This window comes from Pseudomonas sp. ADAK13 (assembly GCF_012935715.1).
In the GTDB taxonomy this organism is placed as follows: domain Bacteria; phylum Pseudomonadota; class Gammaproteobacteria; order Pseudomonadales; family Pseudomonadaceae; genus Aquipseudomonas.
On sequence record NZ_CP052860.1, the window covers coordinates 3,462,532 to 3,483,618 of the forward strand.

The window sequence follows — 21,087 nt, forward strand, 5'->3', positions numbered from 1 at the left end:
GAGCGTAGTTGTTGTTTTAAAGATGCTGGCCGTGGCGCGCCATGATGTGTCGCACCACGCTGTAGTCCTGTAGCGAATCGCTGGACAGATCTTTCCCATACCCCGAGCGCTTCAAGCCGCCGTGGGGCATTTCGCTGACCAGCATGAAATGGCTGTTGATCCAGGTGCAGCCGTATTGCAGGCGCGACGCCACTTGCATCGCCTTGTCCAGGTTCTGGGTCCAGACGGAGGAGGCCAGGCCGTATTCCGAGTCGTTGGCCCAGTCCACGGCCTGTTCCAGCTCGTCGAAGCGGGTCACGGTGACCACCGGGCCGAACACTTCGCGCTGCACGATTTCATCATTCTGTTTACAACCGGCCAGCAACGTTGGCTGGTAGAAGAACCCGGCGCCGGAGTGCACGGCGGCACCGGTGATGCGTTCGATATGCGGCTGGCCGAGGGCGCGCTCGACAAAACTGGCCACGCGGTCGCGCTGGCGGGTGCTGATCAGCGGGCCGAGTTCGTTGTCGGCATCGCGCTTGCCGGCAAACCGCAGGCTGCTGACGGCGGCGCCGAGGTCGGCCACCAATTTGTCGTGGATGCCGGCCTGGGCGTAGATGCGGCACGCCGCGGTGCAGTCCTGGCCGGCGTTGTAATAACCGTAGGCGCGCACGCCTTCGACCACCGCTTGCAGGTCGGCGTCGTTGCACACGATCACCGGGGCTTTGCCGCCCAATTCAAGGTGAGTGCGCTTAAGCGTCTTGGACGCGGCCTGGAGGATTTTCTGCCCGGTGACGATATCGCCGGTCAACGACACCATGCGTACTTTCGGGTGGCTGACCAAATGGCTGCCGACGCCTTCGCCACCGCCACACAGAATGTTGATCACCCCGCGCGGCAACAGTTGGCTCAGTGCGGGCGCCAGGGCCAGGATCGACAGCGGCGTATGTTCCGACGGCTTGAACACCAGGGTATTACCGGCGGCCAGGGCCGGGGCGATTTTCCAGGCGGCCATCATCAGCGGGTAATTCCATGGCGCGATCGAGGCGACCACGCCAATCGGATCGCGGCGCACCATGCTGGTGTAGCCCGGCAGGTATTCGCCGCTCAGTTGCCCGGTCTGGCAGCGCACGGCGCCGGCGAAGAAGCGGAACACATCGACGGTGGCGCTCAAGTCATCCTGGCGCGCGAGGTGCAACGGCTTGCCGCAGTTCAGCGATTCCAGGCGCGCGAGGTAGTCGGCTTGTTTTTCGATGGCATCGGCGATGCCCAGGAGAATGTTCGAACGCTGCTGGGGCGTGGTCCGCGACCAGCCGGCAAAGGCGCGGTGGGCGGCGAGAATCGCAGCTTCAACCTGCTCGGTGCTGGCTTCGGCGATGTGGGTGAGGATTTCACCGGTGGCCGGGTTGATGATCGGCTCGACAAACCCCTGGCCCGGGACCAGTTCGCCGTCGATCAGCAACGCAGTGAGCAGCGGTGTGGGCGCGCCAGACATTTTTCGCGATCTCTTTTCTTGTGTGGTCATGGCTGTTCTCGTGCGAGGCGCCTGACCTTCTCTTAGGGGATGAGCAGAGACTAGAGGTCAGGCGCGAGGTCAACAAATACTAAATACTGAAAGCAGCATTCGATTAAATAGATGGCTTGCGCGGGTGCGGCTGTTCGCGGGCTACCGTCAGGAACGGGTCCACCAGCGCCGGGCGCGCCGTGCCCCGGCGCCAGGCCAGGCCCACGTCGAGGGTTTGGCTGAGGTCGGCAATCGGCCGGGCCTCGATGATGTCGCCTTCCAGGGACCAGGGGCGGTAGGTCATGTCTGGCTGAATCGACACGCCCAGGCCGGCGGCGACCAGGCTTCGCACGGCTTCCGTCGACGCGGTACGCAGCGTGACCCGGGGTTGTAGCCCGGCGCCGGTCCACATGCGCTGGGCGTTGTGGCCCATTTCATCGACGTTCAACTGAATCAGCGGCTCGCGCGCCACGTCGGCGAGGTTGATGCTGTCGTGTTCCAGCAGCGGGTGCTGGGCCGGCAGCCACAGGCGGTGGGGTGAGTGGGTCAGCACTTCGGTTTGCAGGGCGTGGCGGTCTTCGAGGTTGGAGAGGATCAACACGCCGACGTCGATTTCACCGCTGACCAGCAAGTGCTCGATGTAGGGGCGCTCGTCTTCCATCACGCGGATTTCCACATTGGGGTAGGCGCGCTGGAAGCGGGTGAGCAAATCCGCCAGGTAATAGCCGGCCACCAGGCTGGTTACGCCGATGATCAGTTGCCCGGCCACCTGGTCGGTGCTCTGTTGCAGGCTGCGTTTGGCGTTGTCGACGGTGGCGAGGATCAGGTGGGCCTGGCGCAGGAACTGATGGCCCTGGTGAGTCAGGGTCATGCCCTTGGCGTGGCGGTTGAACAGATTGACGCCGATTTCCTGTTCCAGTTGCTGGATTGCCAGGGTCAGGGTGGACTGGGAGATGAAGGCGGTCTGGGCGGCGGCGGAGATCGAGCCGGTCTCGGCCACGGCGATGAAGTGACGGATCTGACGCAAGGTCATCATGCTGGAATTACCAGTGGGGTGTTTTTATAGATTTGTTCGAGTGTATATCGTTTTAATTGAGGGGTAAGCGCGTTACATCTGGAAGCACTCTAGATCGGGGGTTTTTGGCACTTAGTTTTACGCTGGGGGCCTATTGGTCCTGTGACCCTGAGTTTCTGGAGGCTGTGAATGAATACCCGTGGATTGCTTGATCAACTGCTCAAATCCGGCCAGGACATGCTGCAGAACAAGGCTGGCGGGCAGCGTAAAGGTGAGGACAAAGGTGCCCTCGGTGGCTTGCTCGGCAGCGGCGGGCTGGGCAGTTTGCTCGGTGGTGCGGGTGGGGGTGCCCTGGCAGCCGGCGCTATGGGGCTTTTGTTGGGGAACAAGAAAGCTCGCCAGTTTGGTGGCAAGGCGCTGACCTACGGCGGGTTGGCTGCGTTGGGCGTGATTGCCTACAAGGCCTATGGCAATTGGCAGGCGCAGCAGGCCAGTGCGCCCCGGGGTGAGCCGCAGACTATTGATCGCTTGCCGGCCGCTCAGGTTGAGCTGCATAGCCAGGCGATTCTCAAGGCGCTGGTGGCGGCGGCCAAGGCGGATGGGCATGTGGATGAACGCGAGCGTGAGTTGATCGAAGGGGAGTTTGTGAAGCTGGACAACGACCGCGAGTTGCAGCAATGGCTGCATGCCGAGCTGAACAAGCCTCTGGATCCGGCAGATGTTGCCCGCGCGGCCAGTACGCCGGAGATGGCGGCTGAGATGTATATCGCCAGTGTGATGTTGGTGGATGAGGAGAACTTCATGGAGAAGTCTTATCTCGATGAGTTGGCGCGGCAGCTTAAGTTGGAGCCGGGGTTGAAGGCTGAGCTTGAGAAACAGGTGCGGCAGGTGGTGGCTGGTTGATTGTGTACATATCCGTTTTTTTGGTAACGGCTACTTAGGGTTCCGCTCTTACAGCGGGTCACTTTGCAAAAGCGGCAAAGTAACCAAAACGCTCTGCCCCGCCTGTCGGCACCTCGCTCAGGCTCGGTGTTCCCTCACTCCGGCGCTGCTCCGCGGGCCGCCGCGATGGGCCATCCTTGGCCCAGCGCGGCTAAACCGGCGTCCTGCCGGTTTACCCGCTCCGCACCACCTGCGTTCGGCCTCGGGCTTATTGGGGCAGTCAGAGCCAGATCAAAATCAAAAGCAAGAGCACAGCGGCCTACAGGCCGGCTTGAGTGGTAGAAGCCAAAGCAAAAGCCAGATCTGAAACTGATGCAGCTCTGCTTTTCTGTGGGAGCTGGCTTGCCTGCGATGCAGACACCTCGGTTTTTCAGATGCACCGAGGCGAGGCCATCGCAGGCAAGCCAGCTCCTACAGTGGGCCATGCCCGCTTTAGCTTTTGATTTGCTTCTACCACTCAAGCCGGCCTGTAGGCCGCTGTGCTCTTGATCTGCTTTTGATCTTGATCTTAGGCGCCCCGTTAAACCACGCTGGCCGAACGCAGGCTTTGGAGCGTGGGTAACCCGGCAGGACGCCGGGTTAGCCGCGCTGGGCCAAGGATGGCCCATCGCGGCGGCCCACGGTCCAAAGCCGGAGTGAGGGCACACCGAGCCTAGGCGAGGTGCCGAGTGGTGGGGCAAGAGCGTTTTGCTTACTTTTGCGCTGTTCAAAAGTGAGCCGCTGTAAGAGCGGAACCAATAGCCGCCCTGACCGCAGCAACGGATATGTCCCCCCCCCCAAAAAAAAATCCCCCACGGCGTGACCCAGATCCCACAACCCGTTGATTAATGATGCCACCCGCTCAGCTATACTCCCCTCCATTTGAATGGCCCTCGAGGAATTACTGTGAAGAACTGGACCTTGCGCCAACGGATTTTGGCGAGCTTTGCGGTCATCATCGCGATCATGCTGCTGATGGTAGTGGTCTCGTATTCACGCCTGCTGAAGATCGAACTCAGCGAAGAATCCGTCCGTGACGACGCAGTCCCCGGGGTGTACCTCAGCTCGATGATCCGCAGCGCCTGGGTCGACAGCTACCTGCAAACCCTCGACATCATTGGCCTGCGCGAAGACAAGGGCCTGACCGACGACGACAAGGCCGAATTCAAGTCGTTCGAAGCCCGCATCCTGACCCAGATGGCCAATTACAAAGCGACCATCAACGGCGGCGACGATCAGGCCGAGTTCGATAAATTCGAAGCCCTGCACCAGGCCTACAACAAGGCCTTGTCCGGCGTCCTCGACCGCCTGCAGAACCGTGACGTGGTCGCCGCCCGCAAGCAGTTCGACGCCGAGCTCACCCCGACCTGGACCGCAGGCCGCATGAAGCTCAATGACATCATCACCGAAAACAAAGACGTCGCCGACCGCGCCACCAACGCCATCGACGACGCGGTGTCCGCCGCAAAAATCAGCATGGGCGTCTCGCTGATCCTCGCGATCCTGGCCGCCGGCCTCTGCGGCCTGCTGCTGATGCGCGCGATCATGGCGCCGATGAAACGCATCGTCGACATCCTCGAAACCATGCGCACCGGTGACCTGAGCAAACGCCTGAACCTGGAACGCAAAGACGAATTCGGCGCGGTGGAAACCGGCTTCAACGACATGATGACCGAGCTCACTGCCCTGGTGTCCCAGGCCCAGCGGTCTTCGGTACAGGTCACCACCTCGGTCACCGAGATTGCCGCCACGTCAAAGCAACAACAGGCCACCGCCACTGAAACGGCGGCGACAACCACCGAGATCGGCGCCACTTCGCGGGAGATCGCGGCCACGTCCAAGGACCTGGTCCGCACCATGACCGAAGTCTCCACCGCTGCCGACCAGGCGTCGGTCGCCGCCGGTTCCGGCCAGCAAGGCCTGGCCCGTATGGAAGAAACCATGCACTCGGTGATGGGCGCGGCTGACCTGGTCAACGCCAAGCTGGCGATCCTCAATGAGAAGGCCGGCAACATCAACCAGGTGGTGGTCACCATCGTCAAGGTGGCCGACCAGACCAACCTGCTGTCCCTCAACGCCGCCATCGAGGCCGAGAAGGCCGGTGAGTACGGCCGCGGGTTTGCCGTGGTGGCCACCGAAGTGCGGCGCCTGGCCGACCAGACCGCCGTGGCCACTTACGACATCGAGCAGATGGTGCGCGAGATCCAGTCGGCGGTGTCGGCGGGGGTGATGGGCATGGACAAGTTCTCTGAAGAAGTGCGCCGTGGCATGTTTGAGGTGCAGCAGGTGGGCGAGCAGTTGTCGCAGATCATCCACCAGGTGCAGGCGCTGGCGCCGCGGGTGTTGATGGTCAACGAGGGCATGCAGGCCCAGGCGACCGGTGCCGAGCAGATCAACCATGCGCTGGTGCAGTTGGGCGACGCCAGCAGCCAGACCGTGGAGTCGTTGCGCCAGGCCAGCTTTGCCATCGATGAGCTGAGCCAGGTCGCGGTCGGCCTGCGCAGTGGCGTGTCGCGTTTCAAAGTCTGATGAGCGACCTCGCGGCTAAACGCGGTGCCGTTGTGGCAGTGAAAAAAGCGCTGTTCCTGGTGTTTCACATCGGCAACGAACGGTATGCCCTCAAGGCCACGGAGGTGGCCGAGGTGCTGCCGCGCCTGCCGCTCAAGCCCATCGCCCATGCGCCTGTCTGGGTGGCCGGGATCTTTGCCCATCGCGGGGCGATGGTGCCGGTCATCGACCTCAGTGCCTTGACCTTCGGCACACCGGCCCAGGCCCGCACCAGCACGCGCCTGGTGCTGGTCAATTACCAGCCGGATGCGCTCATCCCCGCACGCTGGCTGGGGCTGATCCTTGAACAGGCTACCGACACCCTGCGGTGCGATCCGGCAGAGTTTCAGCCTTATGGCCTGGACAACCGCCAGGCTCCGTACCTGGGCCCGGTGCGCGAAGACGAGCGCGGCTTGATGCAGTGGATCGGCGTGGCCGACCTGTTGACCGCCGACGTGCAGGCGCTGCTGTTTGCCGCGGGCGAGGAGGGCTGATGAGCAGTGATCAACGCTTCTTCGACTTTCTTAAAGAACGCATCGGCCTGGACGTTGCCTCGGTGGGCGAAGCGATCATCGAGCGCGCCGTACGCCAGCGCAGCCTGGCGCTCCATGCGCAGACGGCAGACGAATACTGGCAGCAGCTACTGGCCTGCACCGACGAGCAGCAAGCGCTGATCGAAGCGGTGATCGTCCCCGAAACCTGGTTTTTTCGTTATCCCGAATCCTTCGCCACCCTGGGCCGGCTGGCCCTGGCACGCCTGGCCGACATCAAGCAGATGCGTGCCCTGCGGATCCTCAGCCTGCCGTGCTCCACCGGCGAAGAACCCTATTCGATTGCGATGGCCTTGCTCGACGCCGGCCTGGCGCCGCATCAGTTCAAGGTGCAGGGCATGGACGTCAGCCCGCTGTCGGTGGAGCGCGCCCGGCGTGGGGTGTATGGCAAGAATTCGTTTCGCGGCCAGGACATCGAGTTCCGTGACCGCTACTTCAGCGAGCAAAGCGACGGTTACCTGATTGCCGAGCGGGTGCGCGAACAAGTGCGCCTGCAAGTGGGCAATCTGCTGGACCCCAGGCTGCTGGCCAACGAGCCCACCTACGATTTTGTGTTCTGCCGCAACCTGCTGATCTACTTCGACCAGCCGACGCAGAGGCAGGTGTTTGAAGTGCTCAAGGGCCTGACCCACGTCGACGGTGTGCTGTTTATCGGCCCCGCCGAAGGCAGCCTGCTCGGGCGCCTGGGCATGCGTTCGATTGGTGTGCCGCAGTCCTTTGCCTTCAGTCGCCACCCGTCACCTGCGCCTGAGCCGGTATTTGTGCCGATGCCCGCGCCGATCCCCCAGCGCAGCGCCGCGCCGATTCCGACCAGGCCACGGCCATTCAGCACGGTCAGCGCTCAGGTACTGCCGATCAAACCCCCGCCCGCACAGTCGGACGCCGCCGATCTGCTCAGTCAGATCGCGACCCTGGCCAATGAAGGCAAAAGCCTGGAAGCCCGTGCGGCCTGCGAGCGCTATTTGCAGAGCCACCCGCCGGCGGCTCAGGTGTTTTATTGGCTGGGTCTGCTCAGCGATGTGGCCGGCAGCGCCCTGGAAGCCCAGGGTTATTATCGAAAAGCCTTGTACCTGGAACCCCAGCACCCGCAGGCCTTGATGCACCTGGCCGCGTTGCTTGAGTCCCAGGGCGATGTCGCCGGTGCCCGCCGGTTGCAGGCCCGTGCCGCGCGCAGCGAGCGAGCTGACAGTGAGCGTAAATCATGACCCTGGATCCCGCGCTGAACCTGACCCTGGCCGACAACCAGGCCATCGACGACTGCTGGAATCGCATCGGTATTCACGGTGACAAATCCTGCCCGCTGCTGGCCGAACACATCCACTGTCGCAACTGTTCGGTGTATTCCGCCGCCGCCACGCGCCTGCTCGACCGCTATGCCTTGCAGCAGGACGATCACCGGCCGGTGGCGACGCCGGACGTCGAGGGCGATGTCGTCACCCGTTCACTGCTGATGTTCCGCCTCGGTGAGGAGTGGCTGGGCATCGCCACCCGTTGCCTGGTGGAAGTGGCGCCGCTGCAACCGATCCATTCCTTGCCGCACCAGCGTTCCCGCGCCTTGCTGGGCGTGGCCAACGTGCGCGGCGCCCTGGTGGCGTGCCTGTCTCTGGTGGAATTGCTCGGGCTGGACGGCACCAGCAACGGCCCAAGTGGCGGAAGAATCATGCCGCGCATGCTGATCATCGCGGCGCAGGACGGCCCGGTGGTGGTGCCGGTGGACGAAGTGGACGGTATCCATGCCATTGATGAACGTACCTTGAGCGCGGCATCCGCCTCCGGCACCCAGGCCAGCGCCCGCTACACCCAGGGCGTGTTGCAATGGAAAGGCCGCAGCCTGCGCTGGCTGGACGAGGCGCAATTGTTGTCTGCCGTGACCCGGAGCCTCACATGACCCCCGACCAGATGCGCGACGCCTCGCTGCTGGAACTGTTCAGCCTGGAAGCCGACGCCCAGACCCAAGTGCTCAGCGCCGGCCTGCTGGCCCTGGAGCGCAACCCGACCCAGGCCGACCAGCTCGAAGCCTGCATGCGCGCCGCCCATTCCCTGAAAGGCGCGGCACGCATTGTCGGGGTGGACGCCGGTGTCAGCGTCGCCCACGTGATGGAAGATTGCCTGGTCAGCGCCCAGGAAAGCCGGTTGTACCTGCTGCCGGAACATATCGACGCGTTGCTGCAAGGCACCGATTTGCTGATGCGCATCGCCACGCCGGGCAACACCGTGGGCCCGGCGGACATCGAAGCCTACGTGGCGCTGATGGAACGTTTGCTCGACCCGTCGCAAAAAGTCGCGCCGCCCGCTGCACCAATGCCACCGCCAACACCCGCGCCAGAACCTGAACTGTCGATGGAAGCGCTGCAGACCTTGCCGCCGGAGCCTGAACCCGCGCCAGCCGTCAGTGCCGAGCTGCCACGCCAGAACAAGCGCATGACCGAAGGCGGCGAGCGGGTGTTGCGGGTGACCGCCGAACGCTTGAACAGCCTGTTGGACCTGTCCAGCAAATCCCTGGTGGAAACCCAGCGGCTCAAGCCTTACCTCGCCAGTTTGCAGCGCCTCAAGCGCATCCAGAGCAACAGTGCCCGAGCCCTGGAAAACCTCGACGGCCACCTCAAAACCGTCGACTTGAGCCTGGAAGCCCAGGAAGCCCTGGCCGACACCCGCCGCCTGCTGAGCGAAGCCCAGGCGCTGCTCGCGGAAAAAACCGCCGAGATCGATGAGTTCGGCTGGCAGGCCGGGCAGCGTGCACAAGTCTTGTACGACACCGCGCTGGCGTGCCGCATGCGGCCATTTGCCGACGTGTTGGCCGGCCAGGTGCGGATGGTCCGCGACCTGGGCCGCAGCCTGGGTAAACAGGTACGCCTGGAAATTGAAGGCGAGAAAACCCAGGTCGACCGCGACGTGCTGGAAAAGCTCGAAGCGCCGCTGACCCATTTATTACGCAACGCCGTCGACCACGGCATCGAAATGCCCGAACAGCGCCTGTTGGCGGGCAAACCGGCTGAAGGTTTGATCCGTCTGCGGGCGTCGCACCAGGCCGGGTTGCTGGTGCTGGAATTGAGCGACGACGGCAACGGTGTCGACCTTGAGCGCCTGCGCGGCACCATCGTCGACCGGCATTTGTCACCGCTGGAAACCGCCCTGCGCCTGAGCGAAGAGGAACTGCTGACGTTCCTGTTCCTGCCGGGTTTCAGCCTGCGGGACAAGGTCACCGAGGTCTCCGGGCGCGGTGTGGGGCTGGACGCGGTGCAGCATATGGTGCGCCAGTTGCGCGGCGCCGTGGTGCTGGAGCAGACGGCGGGGCAGGGCAGCCGCTTCCACCTGGAAGTGCCATTGACCCTGTCGGTGGTGCGCAGCCTGGTGGTGGAAGTGGGCGAGGAGGCCTACGCCTTCCCGCTGGCCCACATCGAGCGCATGTGCGACCTGGAACCCGACGACATCGTGCAACTGGAAGGCCGCCAGCATTTCTGGCACGAAGGCCGGCACGTCGGGCTGGTGGCCGCCAGCCAGTTGCTGCAGCGCCCGCCCGGGCAGGGCAACCAGGAAACCCTCAAGGTCGTGGTGATCCGCGAGCGCGACGCGGTCTATGGAATTGCCGTGGAGCGGTTTATCGGCGAGCGCACGCTGGTGGTGCTGCCCCTGGATGACCGGCTGGGCAAGGTCCAGGACATCTCTGCCGGGGCGTTGCTGGATGACGGCTCGGTGGTGCTGATTGTCGATGTTGAAGACATGTTGCGTTCGGTGGACAAACTGCTGAATACCGGTCGTCTGGAGCGCATTGCCCGGCGCACCCAGCAAACCCTGGAAGCTCCGCGCAAGCGTATTCTGGTGGTGGATGACTCACTGACCGTGCGCGAGCTGCAACGCAAATTGTTACTTAATCGCGGTTATGAAGTGGCCGTGGCGGTCGATGGCATGGATGGCTGGAACGCGCTGCGCTCCGAAGACTTCGACCTGTTGATCACTGACATTGATATGCCTCGTATGGACGGTATTGAATTGGTCACACTCTTGCGCCGAGATACTCGCCTGCAATCGCTGCCGGTGATGGTTGTTTCCTACAAGGATCGTGAAGAAGACCGTCGCCGCGGTCTGGACGCCGGCGCCGACTATTATCTGGCCAAGGCCAGCTTCCATGACGACGCGCTGTTGGATGCGGTGGTGGAACTGATCGGAGGAGCCCGGGCATGAGGATTGCGATCGTCAATGACATGCCCATGGCCGTGGAGGCCTTGCGCCGGGCGTTGAGCCTTGAGCCGGCCCATGAAGTGGTGTGGGTCGCCAGCAACGGGCTCGAGGCCGTGCAACGTTGCGCCGAACTGACGCCCGACCTGATTCTGATGGACCTGATCATGCCGGTGATGGACGGCGTGGAAGCCACCCGGCAGATCATGGCCGAGAGCCCTTGCGCCATTCTGATTGTAACGGTCGACCGCCAGGCCAACGTCAGCCGCGTGTTCGAAGCCATGGGCCACGGCGCCCTGGACGTGGTCGACACGCCTGCGCTGGGCGTGGGCAATCCCAAGGACGCTGCGGCGCCGCTGCTGCGCAAGATCCTTAATATCGGCTGGCTGATCGGCCAGCGTGGCAATCGGGTGCGGGCCGAGCCTGCGCCCCAGCGGACCATGGGCAAGCGCCAGAGTCTGGTGGCCATCGGTTCGTCTGCCGGTGGTCCGGCTGCCCTGGAATCCCTGCTCAAGGGCTTGCCCCGGGACTTTTCGCCAGCCATTGTGCTGGTGCAGCATGTGGACCAGGTATTCGCCGCCGGCATGGCCGAATGGCTGAGCAGTGCCTCGGGCCTGCCGGTGCGCCTGGCCCGGGAAGGCGAGCCGCCACAAAGCGGCGTAGTGCTGCTGGCCGGCACCAACCATCACATTCGTTTGCTGAAGAACGGGACGCTGGCCTACACCGCCGAGCCCGTGAACGAGATTTACCGGCCGTCCATCGACGTGTTTTTCGAGAGCGTCGCCAGCTACTGGAGCGGCGATGCCGTCGGCGTGCTGCTGACCGGCATGGGCCGTGACGGCGCCCAGGGACTTAAAATGATGCGTCAGCAAGGCTACCTGACCATCGCGCAGGACCAGCAAAGCTGTGCTGTTTACGGCATGCCCAAAGCGGCAGCGGCGATCGACGCGGCTGTTGAAATTCGCCCATTGGACAGAATTGCGCCACGATTGCTGGAGGTGTTCGCAAAATGACCGATATCACACGCTGTCCTGGCCTGCAGGTAGTAATTCAGGTGACTGCAAATGAATGATTTACAGCTCGACGACTTCAAGACCGACGAAAACGCCGCCATGGTGTTGCTCGTCGACGACCAGGCCATGATCGGCGAAGCCGTACGCCGGGGCCTGGCCCATGAAGACAATATCGACTTCCACTTTTGTGCCGACCCGCACCAGGCCATTGCCCAGGCGATTCGTATCAAGCCGACGGTGATCCTGCAGGACCTGGTGATGCCGGGCCTCGACGGCCTGACCCTGGTGCGCGAATACCGCAATCACCCGGCGACGCAGAACATCCCGATCATCGTGCTCTCCACCAAGGACGACCCGCTGATCAAGAGCGCGGCGTTTGCCGCCGGGGCCAACGACTATCTGGTCAAGCTGCCGGATAACATCGAACTGGTGGCGCGCATCCGCTACCACTCGCGCTCCTACATGACCCTGTTGCAGCGGGACGCGGCCTACCGCGCGCTGCGGGTCAGCCAACAGCAGCTGCTGGACACCAACCTGGTGCTGCAACGGCTGATGAACTCCGACGGCTTGACCGGGCTGTCCAACCGCCGGCATTTCGACGAATACCTGGAACTGGAGTGGCGCCGTGCCATGCGTGACCAGACCCAACTGTCGTTGCTGATGATCGACGTGGACTTCTTCAAGACCTACAACGACAGTTTTGGCCACCTGGAAGGCGACGAAGCGTTGCGCAAGGTCGCTGCGACCATTCGTGACGCCAGCAGCCGTCCCTCGGACTTGCCGGCGCGTTACGGCGGTGAAGAGTTTGCCCTGGTGCTGCCCAACACCTCGCCGGGCGGTGCGCGGCTGGTGGCCGAGAAACTGCGCCAGGCGGTGGCCGCGCTGAAAATCCCGCACATCAGCCCGGCCGAAGGGGCGAGCCTGACCATCAGCATCGGCCTGTCGACCATGACCCCGGTGCAGGGCACCGATTGCCGGCAATTGATCTCGTCGGCGGACAAGGGCCTGTACCTGGCCAAGCACAATGGGCGCAATCAGGTGGGGATCGAATAATTCCTGCCACCCACTTTGTGGTTGAGGGGCTGTTGTGGCGAGGGGGCTTGTCCCCCGTTGGGCTGCGTAGCAGCCCCGTTTAAGAACGGCGTTTCCTCTCAGTTAGAACTCCATAGCCTGTATTGGGGCCGCTTCGCAGCCCAACGGGGGACAAGCCCCCTCGCCACAGGTGGGTGCTCGCAGCTCCAGGCAAGTGGCACATAGCACAATCGGCCAAGCGGACTGCCGTTATCAGCCGTTTGTCGTTATACTCGTCGGCTTTCAAAAGTTCGCCAACGAGTGCTGCCCGCCATGGAAATCAACCCGATCCTTAACACCATCAAGGACCTGTCCGAGCGCTCCGAAACTATTCGGGGGTATCTTTGACTACGATCAAAAGCATGAGCGTCTGACTGAAGTCAATCGCGAGCTTGAAGATCCGGCTGTCTGGAACAAACCTGAATACGCCCAGGAACTGGGCCGCGAGCGCGCTGCGCTGGCGCAGATCGTCGAGACCCTCGACGAATTGAACACCGGTCTGGGCGATTGCCGCGACCTGCTGGACATGGCCGTCGAGGAAGACGACGAAGGCGCAGTGGGCGATGTCGTCGCCGAGCTGGCCCGTCTCGAGGAAAACCTCGCCAAGCTTGAATTCCGCCGCATGTTCAGCCACGAAATGGACCCGAACAACGCCTACCTGGATATCCAGGCCGGTTCCGGCGGCACCGAAGCCCAGGACTGGGCCAACATCCTGTTGCGCATGTACCTGCGCTGGGCTGACAAACGCGGTTTCGACGCGACCATCATGGAGCTGTCGGCCGGTGAAGTCGCCGGTATCAAGGGCGCGACCGTGCACATCAAGGGCGAATACGCCTTTGGCTGGCTGCGTACCGAGATCGGCGTGCACCGTCTGGTGCGCAAGAGCCCGTTCGACTCCGGCAACCGTCGCCACACCTCGTTCTCCGCGGTGTTTGTCTCGCCAGAGATCGACGACAAGGTGGAAATCGAGATCAACCCGGCAGACCTGCGGATCGACACCTACCGTTCCTCCGGTGCCGGTGGTCAGCACGTAAACACCACCGACTCGGCCGTACGTATTACCCACGTACCGACCAACACCGTGGTCAGCTGCCAGAACGAACGCTCCCAGCACGCGAACAAGGACACCGCCATGAAAATGTTGCGGGCCAAGTTGTACGAGCAGGAAATGCAGAAGCGCAACGCAGCTTCCCAGGCGCTGGAAGACACCAAGTCGGATATCGGCTGGGGTCACCAGATCCGTTCGTATGTGCTCGATGCGTCGCGGATCAAGGATCTGCGCACCAACATCGAACGCAGTGACTGCGACAAGGTGCTCGACGGTGATATCGACGAATACCTGGAAGCCAGCCTGAAATCTGGCCTGTAACCCCTTGTAGGAGCCGGCTTGCCGGCGATCCCCGGCCGCAGGCCGGGGACAACGAACCTGATGGAAAATTAAAGACATGAGCGACCAACAACTCGACCAGGCCCTGCAACAGGAAGAAAACTCCCTGATCGCCCTGCGCAAGGAAAAGCTTGCTGCCGAGCGCGCCAAAGGCAACGCCTTCCCGAACGACTTCCGCCGCGAAAACTACTGCGATGCCTTGCAGAAACAGTACGCGGACAAGACCAAGGAAGAGCTGGCAGAGGCTGCAATCCCGGTCAAGGTTGCCGGTCGCATCATGCTCAACCGTGGCTCGTTCATGGTGATCCAGGACATGACCGGTCGCATTCAGGTCTACGTCAACCGTAAAACCCTGTCCGAAGAAACCCTGGCCTCGGTGAAAACCTGGGACATGGGCGACATCATTGCCGCCGAAGGCACCCTGGCCCGTTCCGGCAAGGGCGACCTGTACGTCGAAATGACCAACGTGCGCCTGCTGACCAAATCCCTGCGCCCGCTGCCGGACAAGCACCACGGCCTGACCGACACCGAGCAGCGCTATCGCCAGCGCTACGTTGACCTGATCGTCAACGAAGAAGTGCGCCAGACCTTCCGTGTGCGTTCGCAGGTCATTGCGCACATCCGCAGCTTCCTGATGAAGCGCGACTTCCTGGAAGTGGAAACGCCGATGCTGCAAACCATCCCGGGTGGTGCAGCAGCCAAGCCATTCGAAACCCACCACAACGCGCTGGACATGGAAATGTTCCTGCGTATCGCGCCTGAGCTGTACCTCAAGCGTCTTGTTGTCGGCGGCTTCGAAAAAGTGTTCGAGATCAACCGCAACTTCCGTAACGAAGGCGTTTCGACTCGTCACAACCCTGAATTCACCATGTTGGAGTTCTACCAGGCCTACGCCGACTACGAAGACAACATGGACCTGACCGAAGAGCTGTTCCGCGAGCTGGCGCAGCTGGTCCTGGGCTCCACCGACGTGCCGTACGGCGACAAGGTGTTCCACTTCGGCGAGCCGTTCGTGCGCCTGTCGGTGTTCGATTCGATCCTCAAGTACAACCCTGAGTTGACCGCTGACGACCTGAACGACATCGACAAGGCCCGTGCCATCGCCAAGAAGGCCGGTGCCAAGGTGCTGGGCTTCGAAGGCCTGGGCAAATTGCAGGTGATGATTTTCGAAGAACTGGTGGAGCACAAGCTGGAACAGCCGCACTTCATTACCCAGTACCCGTTCGAAGTGTCGCCGCTGGCCCGTCGCAACGATGACAACCCGAACGTCACCGACCGTTTCGAGCTATTCATTGGCGGCCGCGAAATCGCCAACGCCTACTCCGAGCTTAACGACGCGGAAGACCAGGCCGAGCGCTTCATGGCCCAGGTGGCTGACAAGGACGCCGGTGACGACGAGGCGATGCACTACGACGCCGACTTCGTTCGCGCTCTGGAGTACGGCATGCCCCCAACGGCCGGTGAAGGTATCGGCATCGACCGGTTGGTGATGTTGTTGACCAACTCGCCGTCGATCCGCGACGTGATCTTGTTCCCGCACATGCGGCCACAAGCGTAACCGTAGCGAAATCCGAAGCCGCCTTTTATAAGGCGGCTTTTTTATGTGGCGTTTATAAGCGTCAAGTAAACAGCGCCAGGTGATCGTTCCCACGTTCCGCGTGGGAATGCAGCCCGTGACGCTCCGCGTCACACTGTGGAGGAAGATCCGTCGTGAACCGCGTAATGGCTCAAAAGGGTGCCGCCGGCATTGCCGCTGCCGTGGCTGAAAGTGTTCAGTACCAGGGCCGCAAGGCCAGTCGCCGGGGCAGTGAGCAACGCAGGCAAGACATTCTCGATGCGGCGATGCGCATCGTGGTGCGTGAGGGTGTGCGTGCCGTGCGTCATCGCGCGGTGGCGGCAGAGGCCGGGGTACCGTTGTCGGCCACCACCTATTACTTCAAGGACATCGATGACCTGCTCACCGACACCTTCGCCCAATACGTGGAACGCAGCGCGGCGTTCATGGGCAAGTTGTGGGTGCGTAACGAGGGCCTGCTGCGGGAGATGGTCGCGTATGGCGACGGCAGCCCGCAGTCGCGCTCGCAACTGGCCGATGACATCGCGCGCCTGACCGCCGATTACGTGCAACGCCAATTGCTCAACCGTCGCGAGCACCTGATGGCCGAGCAGGCGTTTCGCCAGGAGGCGCTGCTGAACCCGCGCCTGGCCGAGTTGGTGCGTTCCCACCAGCAAATCCTGCTACAGGGCACTTGCCAGTTTTTCCAGGTATTGGGTTCACGCGAGCCGCAACAGGATGCCAAAGTGTTGACGGCGATTATCGGTCGGATGGAATATCAGGGCCTGCTGGGCGGGGCAGAGCCTCTGACCAGCGAAGAAATGCTTGAGATCCTCAAGCGTTACATGCATTTGGTGTTGGCTTCGGTCTGACACAGGGGATTGTCCAATGAAAGCCTGGCGTGTCGTCGTGATCGCCTTGTCGTTCCTGTTGCTCAGCGGTTGCCTGGTGACCTTCAAGGACCCGCTGCCGGCCAGCGAAGCGGCGCCTGATGCGCTGTTGGGCAAATGGGCCAGCAAAAATGCCTGGGGCGAGCCGCTCAACCTGCAAATCAGCCGCGTTGGCGAGCATCGCTACAAAGCCGTGAGCTACCCTAAAGCCAAACCGGGCCAGCGGGATGAATACCTGTTCACGGTTTCCCGGCATGGCAGCCGCTGGTATTTGTCGGCGCCGTTGCCGGCCAAATTCGGCGGGCATTACATCCTCGCCGGGTTCGAATTGAATGATGAACACGAACTGGTGGTCTACAACCTCGATCTGGATCAGGTCCACCAGGCTATCGGGCAGAAGGCCTTGAGCGGCAGCACTGTCGAAACCGTCGAAGGCGCCGGTGTGCTGGTCGATAGCCCCATGGCTCGGGTGTTTGACTACCTGGATGACCCGGCCAACGCCGACGTGTTCGTCGAAGCCGTGCGCTACCAGCGTGCGGGCAAATAACGTTTAAAGAGGAAGCACCGGGTGGACGATTACCAGCAGACGATACGCACCTTGTCCGATCGCATTGTGCTGGCGCAAACACCGATTCGCGTCCTCGACGCCGTGAAGTGGGACGAAAATATTCGCCAGGGATTCCTCAAGGGCAAGGGCAAGGAAATGCCCGCGGTGGACCGCGACTACTACCTGAACCGGCCGCTCTCGTTCGATTCCAGCGCGGTGAAGCTGGAATTCCAGAACATCGAGCGTGACATCACCCGCCAGCTTGGCCAGTTCAACCCGGTCGGGCAGATCATGCGGCGCATGTGCAAGGAATACCGCATGGTGGTGCGCATGCTCGAAGCGCGCGGCACCGAGGATTTCGGCCTGATCTCCCAGGAGCTGTACGGCGCCGCCTCCGATGCGTTCCACGCCGGTGACCCGACCCTGGCCGACCTCGGCCTGATGATGTCGGACTACCTGAACAATATCGACGGCCGTGGCGACCTCAAGGACGAAGCCAAGACCCTGACCGCCAAGGACGCCGTCAACCTGCTGCAAAGCCGCTTGAACAAGGTGTTCGGCGAGGCCGAGGAAACCATCCGGGTGTTCGAGTCCGACGGTATCGTGGCGGATGCGGCGGCAGGCGCCGACTACATCAAGATCCGCGCTGACGCGATGTTCAACGACCGTGACGTGCGCGCCCTGGAAGTCCATGAAGGCCTGGTGCATGTGGGCACCACCCTCAATGGCCAGAACCAGCCGATCTGCACCTTCCTGTCCAAGGGCCCGCCCTCGTCGACGGTGACCCAGGAAGGCCTGGCGATCCTGATGGAAATCATCACGTTCGCTTCCTACCCCAGCCGCTTGCGCAAACTGACCAACCGCACCCGTGCCATTCATATGGTGGAGCAGGGCGCCGACTTCCTGCAGGTGTTCGAATTCTTTCGCGAGCAGGGCTTTGAGATGGCGGAAAGCTACGGCAACGCCAGCCGGGTTTTCCGTGGGTCGACGCCGACGGGCCTGCCGTTTACCAAGGATTTGTCCTACCTCAAGGGCTTTATCATGGTTTACAACTACATTCAGTTGGCGGTGCGCAAAGGCAAGCTGGAACAAGTGCCGCTGCTGTTCTGCGGCAAGACCACGCTTGAAGACATGCGCACCCTGCGCCAACTGGTGGATGAAGGCCTGGTGGTGCCGCCCAAATACCTGCCGGACCAGTTCCGTGACATGAATGCGTTGGCGGCGTGGATGTGTTTCTCCAACTTCCTCAACCATTTGAGCCTGGACCGGATCGAGGCGGATTACTCCAATATCCTTTGAGGGATTTCCCTGAAAGAACTCGGTCAAAATGTGAGAGCTGGCTTGCCTGCGATGACGATGGTGAGTCCGACACCGTTATCGCAGGCAAGCCAGCTCCCACAGTTGATCTTCATCAGCCATGGGGCTCTGTTCCAACCCATTCACGAGGCTTCAACGGATGAGAATCCTCGGCATTCTGTGCCTGCTACTGACCCTGAACGGCTGCAGCTCCCTGCTGTTCTACCCGGAGCGCGGCTTGCCGTTCACCCCGGAAAAGGCCCGCCTGCACTACCGTGACGTCACGCTGACCACCGCCGATGGCCTCAAGCTGCACGCGTGGTGGCTGCCGGCCAAATCTGGCGTGCCGCTCAAGGGCACGGTGCTGCACCTGCACGGCAATGGCGGCAATCTCGCCTGGCACCTCGGTGGCAGTTGGTGGTTGCCGGAGCAGGGCTATCAAGTGCTGTTGGTGGACTATCGCGGTTACGGCCTGTCCGAAGGTGAACCTTCGCTGCCGGCGGTCTATCAGGACATCGACGCGGCCTTCAAGTGGATCGACAATGCCCCCGAAACCCAGGGCCAGCCGTTGATCGTGCTCGGCCAAAGCCTGGGCGGTGCGCTGGTGGTGCACTATCTGGCCGCCCATCCCGAGCGTCAGCCGCAGCTCAAGGCGCTGGTGCTGGACGGTGTGCCGGCCAGTTATCGTGACGTAGGACAATTTGCACTCAGCACCTCCTGGTTAACATGGCCGTTCCAGGTGCCGTTGTCGTGGCTGGTGCCGGACGCCGACAGTGCGATCAACGCCATGCCCCAACTGACCGGCGTGCCGAAACTGTTGTTCCACAGCCTCGATGACCCGATCGTGCCGTTGTCCAACGGCATTCGCCTGTATCAAGCTGCGCCGCCACCGAGGGTGCTGCAACTGACCCGGGGTGGCCATGTGCAGACCTTTGCCGACAAGACCTGGCAAACCGTGATGCTGCGCTACCTCGATGACCCGCAGCATTTCAACGGGCTGCGCCGCCTGGGGGAAATCCCCAATTACCCGACGGCCCCGAATTCCAACGCAGAGAACCCGCAATGAGCGAAGAACGCAACATGATCCCCCTGATCCTCACCGGTATCGGCACCATCATCGGCACCGTCGGCTGCCTGTGGTACTACGGCTATCTGCATTTCGCCAAGCCCGAGGATGCGTTGCTGCTCAGCGACTTCACCATGCTCAAGACTGTGCCGGGCGAGGACTACAAAATCTCCCTGACCCCGGCTGCGCAAGTGGCGCAATGTGTCGACGGCGTGCTGGTGCTGTTTGACACCGAACAGAAAGGCCTGACGGGCGTGCTGGTAAACAGCAAGAAACAGGCAGTGCGCTGCATGGGCCAGGAAACGCCGCAACTGGAGCAGTAAGACAGATTGTGTGAGAAACGCTGGAACTATTCCGGATTGATTACCACAGATTTCGAGCCGGTCAGCGTCGCTGATTCGGTTACTTAATGTGGAGTCATCTATATGCGAGTTAATGATTCATCCTATCCAGTCGGTGGCAATTTTGGCACTGAGGGTATTCAGGGTTCAGATCCTGCCCAGGCAGCGGCTAGCCAAGTCGCAGGCCAAGTCGGCGGCAGCCAGAGTGCAGGGGGAGATGATCTTCTGGAGTTGCTCAAAAAGATGCTGATGCAAGCCGAACAACAAGGCAGCCAGGGCCAAGGTTCACAGGCTGGCAATGGCGGCGGTGGCGGGCAGATTCAGTTTTGAGTGGGTAAAAGCCCTGGAGATATCGCGTTGCTCCACAGGTAACTCCAAACAAAAAACCCCGCCTATTGGCGGGGTTCTTTATGGCGCATCAGTCGATCAGTTGGCCATCGACGAACGTGGCTTGACCGGCTGGTTGTCGTTGGAGATGGTCACTTCAACGCGGCGGTTCATGGCACGGCCCGAAACGCTGCTGTTATCGGCAACCGGGTATTCCTTGCCATAGCCCTGGGTCACGATGCACGAGATATCCACACCCTGATTGGCCAGAGCACGTTGTACGGACGCGGCACGGCGCTCGGACAGGCTCTGGTTGTACGAGTCGGAACCGGTGCTGTCGGTGTAGCCTTCAACAATCACTTTGCGGTCCGGGTTGTCGCGCAGGAACTGCGCCAGCTTGGTGATGTTCACCAGGCCGCTGGATTTCAGGTCGGACTTGTTGGTGGCGAACAGCACGTCACCAAAGGTCACCAGGGTACCGCGATCGGTTTGCTTGGCGTTCAAGCTGTCTTGCAGTTGCTTGATCTGCGCGTCGCGGGCTTCCAGCAGGGCGCGGGCACGTTCGTCGCCGGCATTTTTCAGCTTGGCTTCGGACTCACGCAGGACGATGGTGTCCTTGGCCACTTCAACGCGCTGGTTGGTCAGGTAGGCCAGTTGGTCGACTTTCTTCTGGTCTTCCTTGTCGCGGTAGGCCTTGTCAGCCTTGTCCAGCCATTCGCTGGCATCTTTGGTTTCCAGCGCCGCTACTTTGGTGGCTTGCGGGTTGGCTTGCAGGGCCGAGAAGTTGGTCCGAGCGTTTTCCAGGTTCTGGTTCGGCGGGGTGGAGCAAGCCGCCAGAGCAACGCTCATCGCCAGCAGGGCAGGGATCATCAATTGTTTACGCATAGTCGTGTCGTCCTTT

Annotated in this window: 19 protein-coding genes; 16 read left to right on the top strand and 3 right to left on the bottom strand. The window is 61.9% G+C overall.

Annotated features, from left to right (window positions below):
* Positions 1-16 precede the first annotated feature (16 nt).
* Together HKK54_RS15985 and HKK54_RS15990 are read right to left on the bottom strand one after the other, a co-directional pair.
* A complete protein-coding gene (locus HKK54_RS15985) occupies positions 17-1,474 on the bottom strand; it encodes a gamma-aminobutyraldehyde dehydrogenase (protein WP_178120984.1) in 1,458 nt (485 codons plus the stop codon).
* A 133-nt stretch (positions 1,475-1,607) separates the two neighbouring features.
* The gene (locus HKK54_RS15990; protein ID WP_003209548.1) at positions 1,608-2,519 is read right to left on the bottom strand and encodes a LysR family transcriptional regulator; all 912 of its coding nucleotides are present in this window, start codon (positions 2,517-2,519) and stop codon (positions 1,608-1,610) included.
* Positions 2,520-2,687: 168 nt separating this feature from the next.
* Between HKK54_RS15990 and HKK54_RS15995 the strand changes: the two genes are divergently transcribed.
* The 16 genes from HKK54_RS15995 (at position 2,688) to HKK54_RS16070 (ending at position 20,189) form a co-directional block, all read left to right on the top strand.
* A complete protein-coding gene (locus HKK54_RS15995) occupies positions 2,688-3,401 on the top strand; it encodes a tellurite resistance TerB family protein (RefSeq protein WP_010176804.1) in 714 nt (237 codons plus the stop codon).
* Between the two features lie 924 nt (positions 3,402-4,325).
* The gene (locus HKK54_RS16000) at positions 4,326-5,948 is read left to right on the top strand and encodes a methyl-accepting chemotaxis protein (protein ID WP_169387202.1); all 1,623 of its coding nucleotides are present in this window, start codon (positions 4,326-4,328) and stop codon (positions 5,946-5,948) included.
* On the top strand, positions 5,948-6,460 hold the full coding sequence (locus HKK54_RS16005; protein ID WP_169387203.1) for a chemotaxis protein CheW: 513 nt from the start codon (positions 5,948-5,950) through the stop codon (positions 6,458-6,460). Before HKK54_RS16000 ends, HKK54_RS16005 begins: the two co-directional genes overlap by 1 nt.
* Positions 6,460-7,722 carry a CheR family methyltransferase gene (locus HKK54_RS16010; RefSeq protein ID WP_169387204.1) on the top strand — a complete coding sequence of 421 codons (1,263 nt, stop codon included), beginning with the start codon at positions 6,460-6,462 and terminating at the stop codon, positions 7,720-7,722. The genes HKK54_RS16005 and HKK54_RS16010 overlap by 1 nt, the downstream gene beginning before the upstream one ends.
* Entirely contained in the window at positions 7,719-8,405 is a 687-nt protein-coding gene (locus tag HKK54_RS16015; RefSeq protein ID WP_010176800.1) for a chemotaxis protein CheW, read from the top strand. Before HKK54_RS16010 ends, HKK54_RS16015 begins: the two co-directional genes overlap by 4 nt.
* Positions 8,402-10,699: a hybrid sensor histidine kinase/response regulator gene (locus HKK54_RS16020; protein WP_169387205.1), complete on the top strand. Its 2,298-nt coding sequence runs from the start codon at positions 8,402-8,404 to the stop codon at positions 10,697-10,699. The genes HKK54_RS16015 and HKK54_RS16020 overlap by 4 nt, the downstream gene beginning before the upstream one ends.
* A complete protein-coding gene (locus HKK54_RS16025; RefSeq protein ID WP_169387206.1) occupies positions 10,696-11,706 on the top strand; it encodes a chemotaxis response regulator protein-glutamate methylesterase in 1,011 nt (336 codons plus the stop codon). The genes HKK54_RS16020 and HKK54_RS16025 overlap by 4 nt, the downstream gene beginning before the upstream one ends.
* A gap of 51 nt (positions 11,707-11,757) precedes the next feature.
* A complete protein-coding gene (locus HKK54_RS16030) occupies positions 11,758-12,759 on the top strand; it encodes a diguanylate cyclase (RefSeq protein ID WP_169387207.1) in 1,002 nt (333 codons plus the stop codon).
* Positions 12,760-13,050: 291 nt separating this feature from the next.
* A protein-coding gene (gene prfB, locus HKK54_RS16035; RefSeq protein WP_141629576.1) for a peptide chain release factor 2 occupies positions 13,051-14,146 on the top strand; the annotation gives its coding sequence in 2 pieces (ribosomal slippage) (positions 13,051-13,122 and positions 13,124-14,146; 1,095 coding nt in all).
* Between the two features lie 76 nt (positions 14,147-14,222).
* Complete coding sequence (lysS, locus tag HKK54_RS16040; RefSeq protein WP_010176794.1) at positions 14,223-15,722, top strand: lysine--tRNA ligase; 1,500 nt, start codon at positions 14,223-14,225, stop codon at positions 15,720-15,722.
* Positions 15,723-15,874: 152 nt separating this feature from the next.
* A complete protein-coding gene (locus HKK54_RS16045) occupies positions 15,875-16,591 on the top strand; it encodes a TetR/AcrR family transcriptional regulator (protein ID WP_023659125.1) in 717 nt (238 codons plus the stop codon).
* A gap of 16 nt (positions 16,592-16,607) precedes the next feature.
* A complete protein-coding gene (locus HKK54_RS16050) occupies positions 16,608-17,156 on the top strand; it encodes a hypothetical protein (RefSeq protein ID WP_169387208.1) in 549 nt (182 codons plus the stop codon).
* Positions 17,157-17,177: 21 nt separating this feature from the next.
* On the top strand, positions 17,178-18,455 hold the full coding sequence (locus tag HKK54_RS16055; RefSeq protein ID WP_010176791.1) for a flavohemoglobin expression-modulating QEGLA motif protein: 1,278 nt from the start codon (positions 17,178-17,180) through the stop codon (positions 18,453-18,455).
* 157 nt (positions 18,456-18,612) lie between these two features.
* Entirely contained in the window at positions 18,613-19,518 is a 906-nt protein-coding gene (locus HKK54_RS16060) for an alpha/beta hydrolase (RefSeq protein WP_169387209.1), read from the top strand.
* Positions 19,515-19,841 carry a hypothetical protein gene (locus tag HKK54_RS16065; protein ID WP_003219233.1) on the top strand — a complete coding sequence of 109 codons (327 nt, stop codon included), beginning with the start codon at positions 19,515-19,517 and terminating at the stop codon, positions 19,839-19,841. Before HKK54_RS16060 ends, HKK54_RS16065 begins: the two co-directional genes overlap by 4 nt.
* Before the next feature lie 102 nt (positions 19,842-19,943).
* A complete protein-coding gene (locus HKK54_RS16070) occupies positions 19,944-20,189 on the top strand; it encodes a hypothetical protein (RefSeq protein ID WP_141629575.1) in 246 nt (81 codons plus the stop codon).
* Between the two features lie 96 nt (positions 20,190-20,285).
* Here HKK54_RS16070 and HKK54_RS16075 read toward each other — a convergent pair whose 3' ends face one another.
* Positions 20,286-21,071 carry an OmpA family protein gene (locus HKK54_RS16075; protein ID WP_169387210.1) on the bottom strand — a complete coding sequence of 262 codons (786 nt, stop codon included), beginning with the start codon at positions 21,069-21,071 and terminating at the stop codon, positions 20,286-20,288.
* Positions 21,072-21,087: the final 16 nt, after the last annotated feature.

What these genes read in the sequence shown, in the direction of transcription:
- HKK54_RS15985 (WP_178120984.1), bottom strand. Translation starts at nt 1,474, where the DNA reads ATGTCTGGCGCGCCCACACCGCTGCTCACTGCGTTGCTGATCGACGGC.
- HKK54_RS16050 (WP_169387208.1), top strand. Translation starts at nt 16,608, where the DNA reads ATGAAAGCCTGGCGTGTCGTCGTGATCGCCTTGTCGTTCCTGTTGCTC.
- HKK54_RS16075 (WP_169387210.1), bottom strand. Translation starts at nt 21,071, where the DNA reads ATGCGTAAACAATTGATGATCCCTGCCCTGCTGGCGATGAGCGTTGCT.
- HKK54_RS16060 (WP_169387209.1), top strand. Translation starts at nt 18,613, where the DNA reads ATGAGAATCCTCGGCATTCTGTGCCTGCTACTGACCCTGAACGGCTGC.
- HKK54_RS16010 (WP_169387204.1), top strand. Translation starts at nt 6,460, where the DNA reads ATGAGCAGTGATCAACGCTTCTTCGACTTTCTTAAAGAACGCATCGGC.
- HKK54_RS16015 (WP_010176800.1), top strand. Translation starts at nt 7,719, where the DNA reads ATGACCCTGGATCCCGCGCTGAACCTGACCCTGGCCGACAACCAGGCC.
- HKK54_RS15990 (WP_003209548.1), bottom strand. Translation starts at nt 2,519, where the DNA reads ATGATGACCTTGCGTCAGATCCGTCACTTCATCGCCGTGGCCGAGACC.
- HKK54_RS16070 (WP_141629575.1), top strand. Translation starts at nt 19,944, where the DNA reads ATGCGAGTTAATGATTCATCCTATCCAGTCGGTGGCAATTTTGGCACT.
- lysS (WP_010176794.1), top strand. Translation starts at nt 14,223, where the DNA reads ATGAGCGACCAACAACTCGACCAGGCCCTGCAACAGGAAGAAAACTCC.
- HKK54_RS16005 (WP_169387203.1), top strand. Translation starts at nt 5,948, where the DNA reads ATGAGCGACCTCGCGGCTAAACGCGGTGCCGTTGTGGCAGTGAAAAAA.
- HKK54_RS16030 (WP_169387207.1), top strand. Translation starts at nt 11,758, where the DNA reads ATGAATGATTTACAGCTCGACGACTTCAAGACCGACGAAAACGCCGCC.
- HKK54_RS16020 (WP_169387205.1), top strand. Translation starts at nt 8,402, where the DNA reads ATGACCCCCGACCAGATGCGCGACGCCTCGCTGCTGGAACTGTTCAGC.
- HKK54_RS16065 (WP_003219233.1), top strand. Translation starts at nt 19,515, where the DNA reads ATGAGCGAAGAACGCAACATGATCCCCCTGATCCTCACCGGTATCGGC.
- HKK54_RS15995 (WP_010176804.1), top strand. Translation starts at nt 2,688, where the DNA reads ATGAATACCCGTGGATTGCTTGATCAACTGCTCAAATCCGGCCAGGAC.
- HKK54_RS16025 (WP_169387206.1), top strand. Translation starts at nt 10,696, where the DNA reads ATGAGGATTGCGATCGTCAATGACATGCCCATGGCCGTGGAGGCCTTG.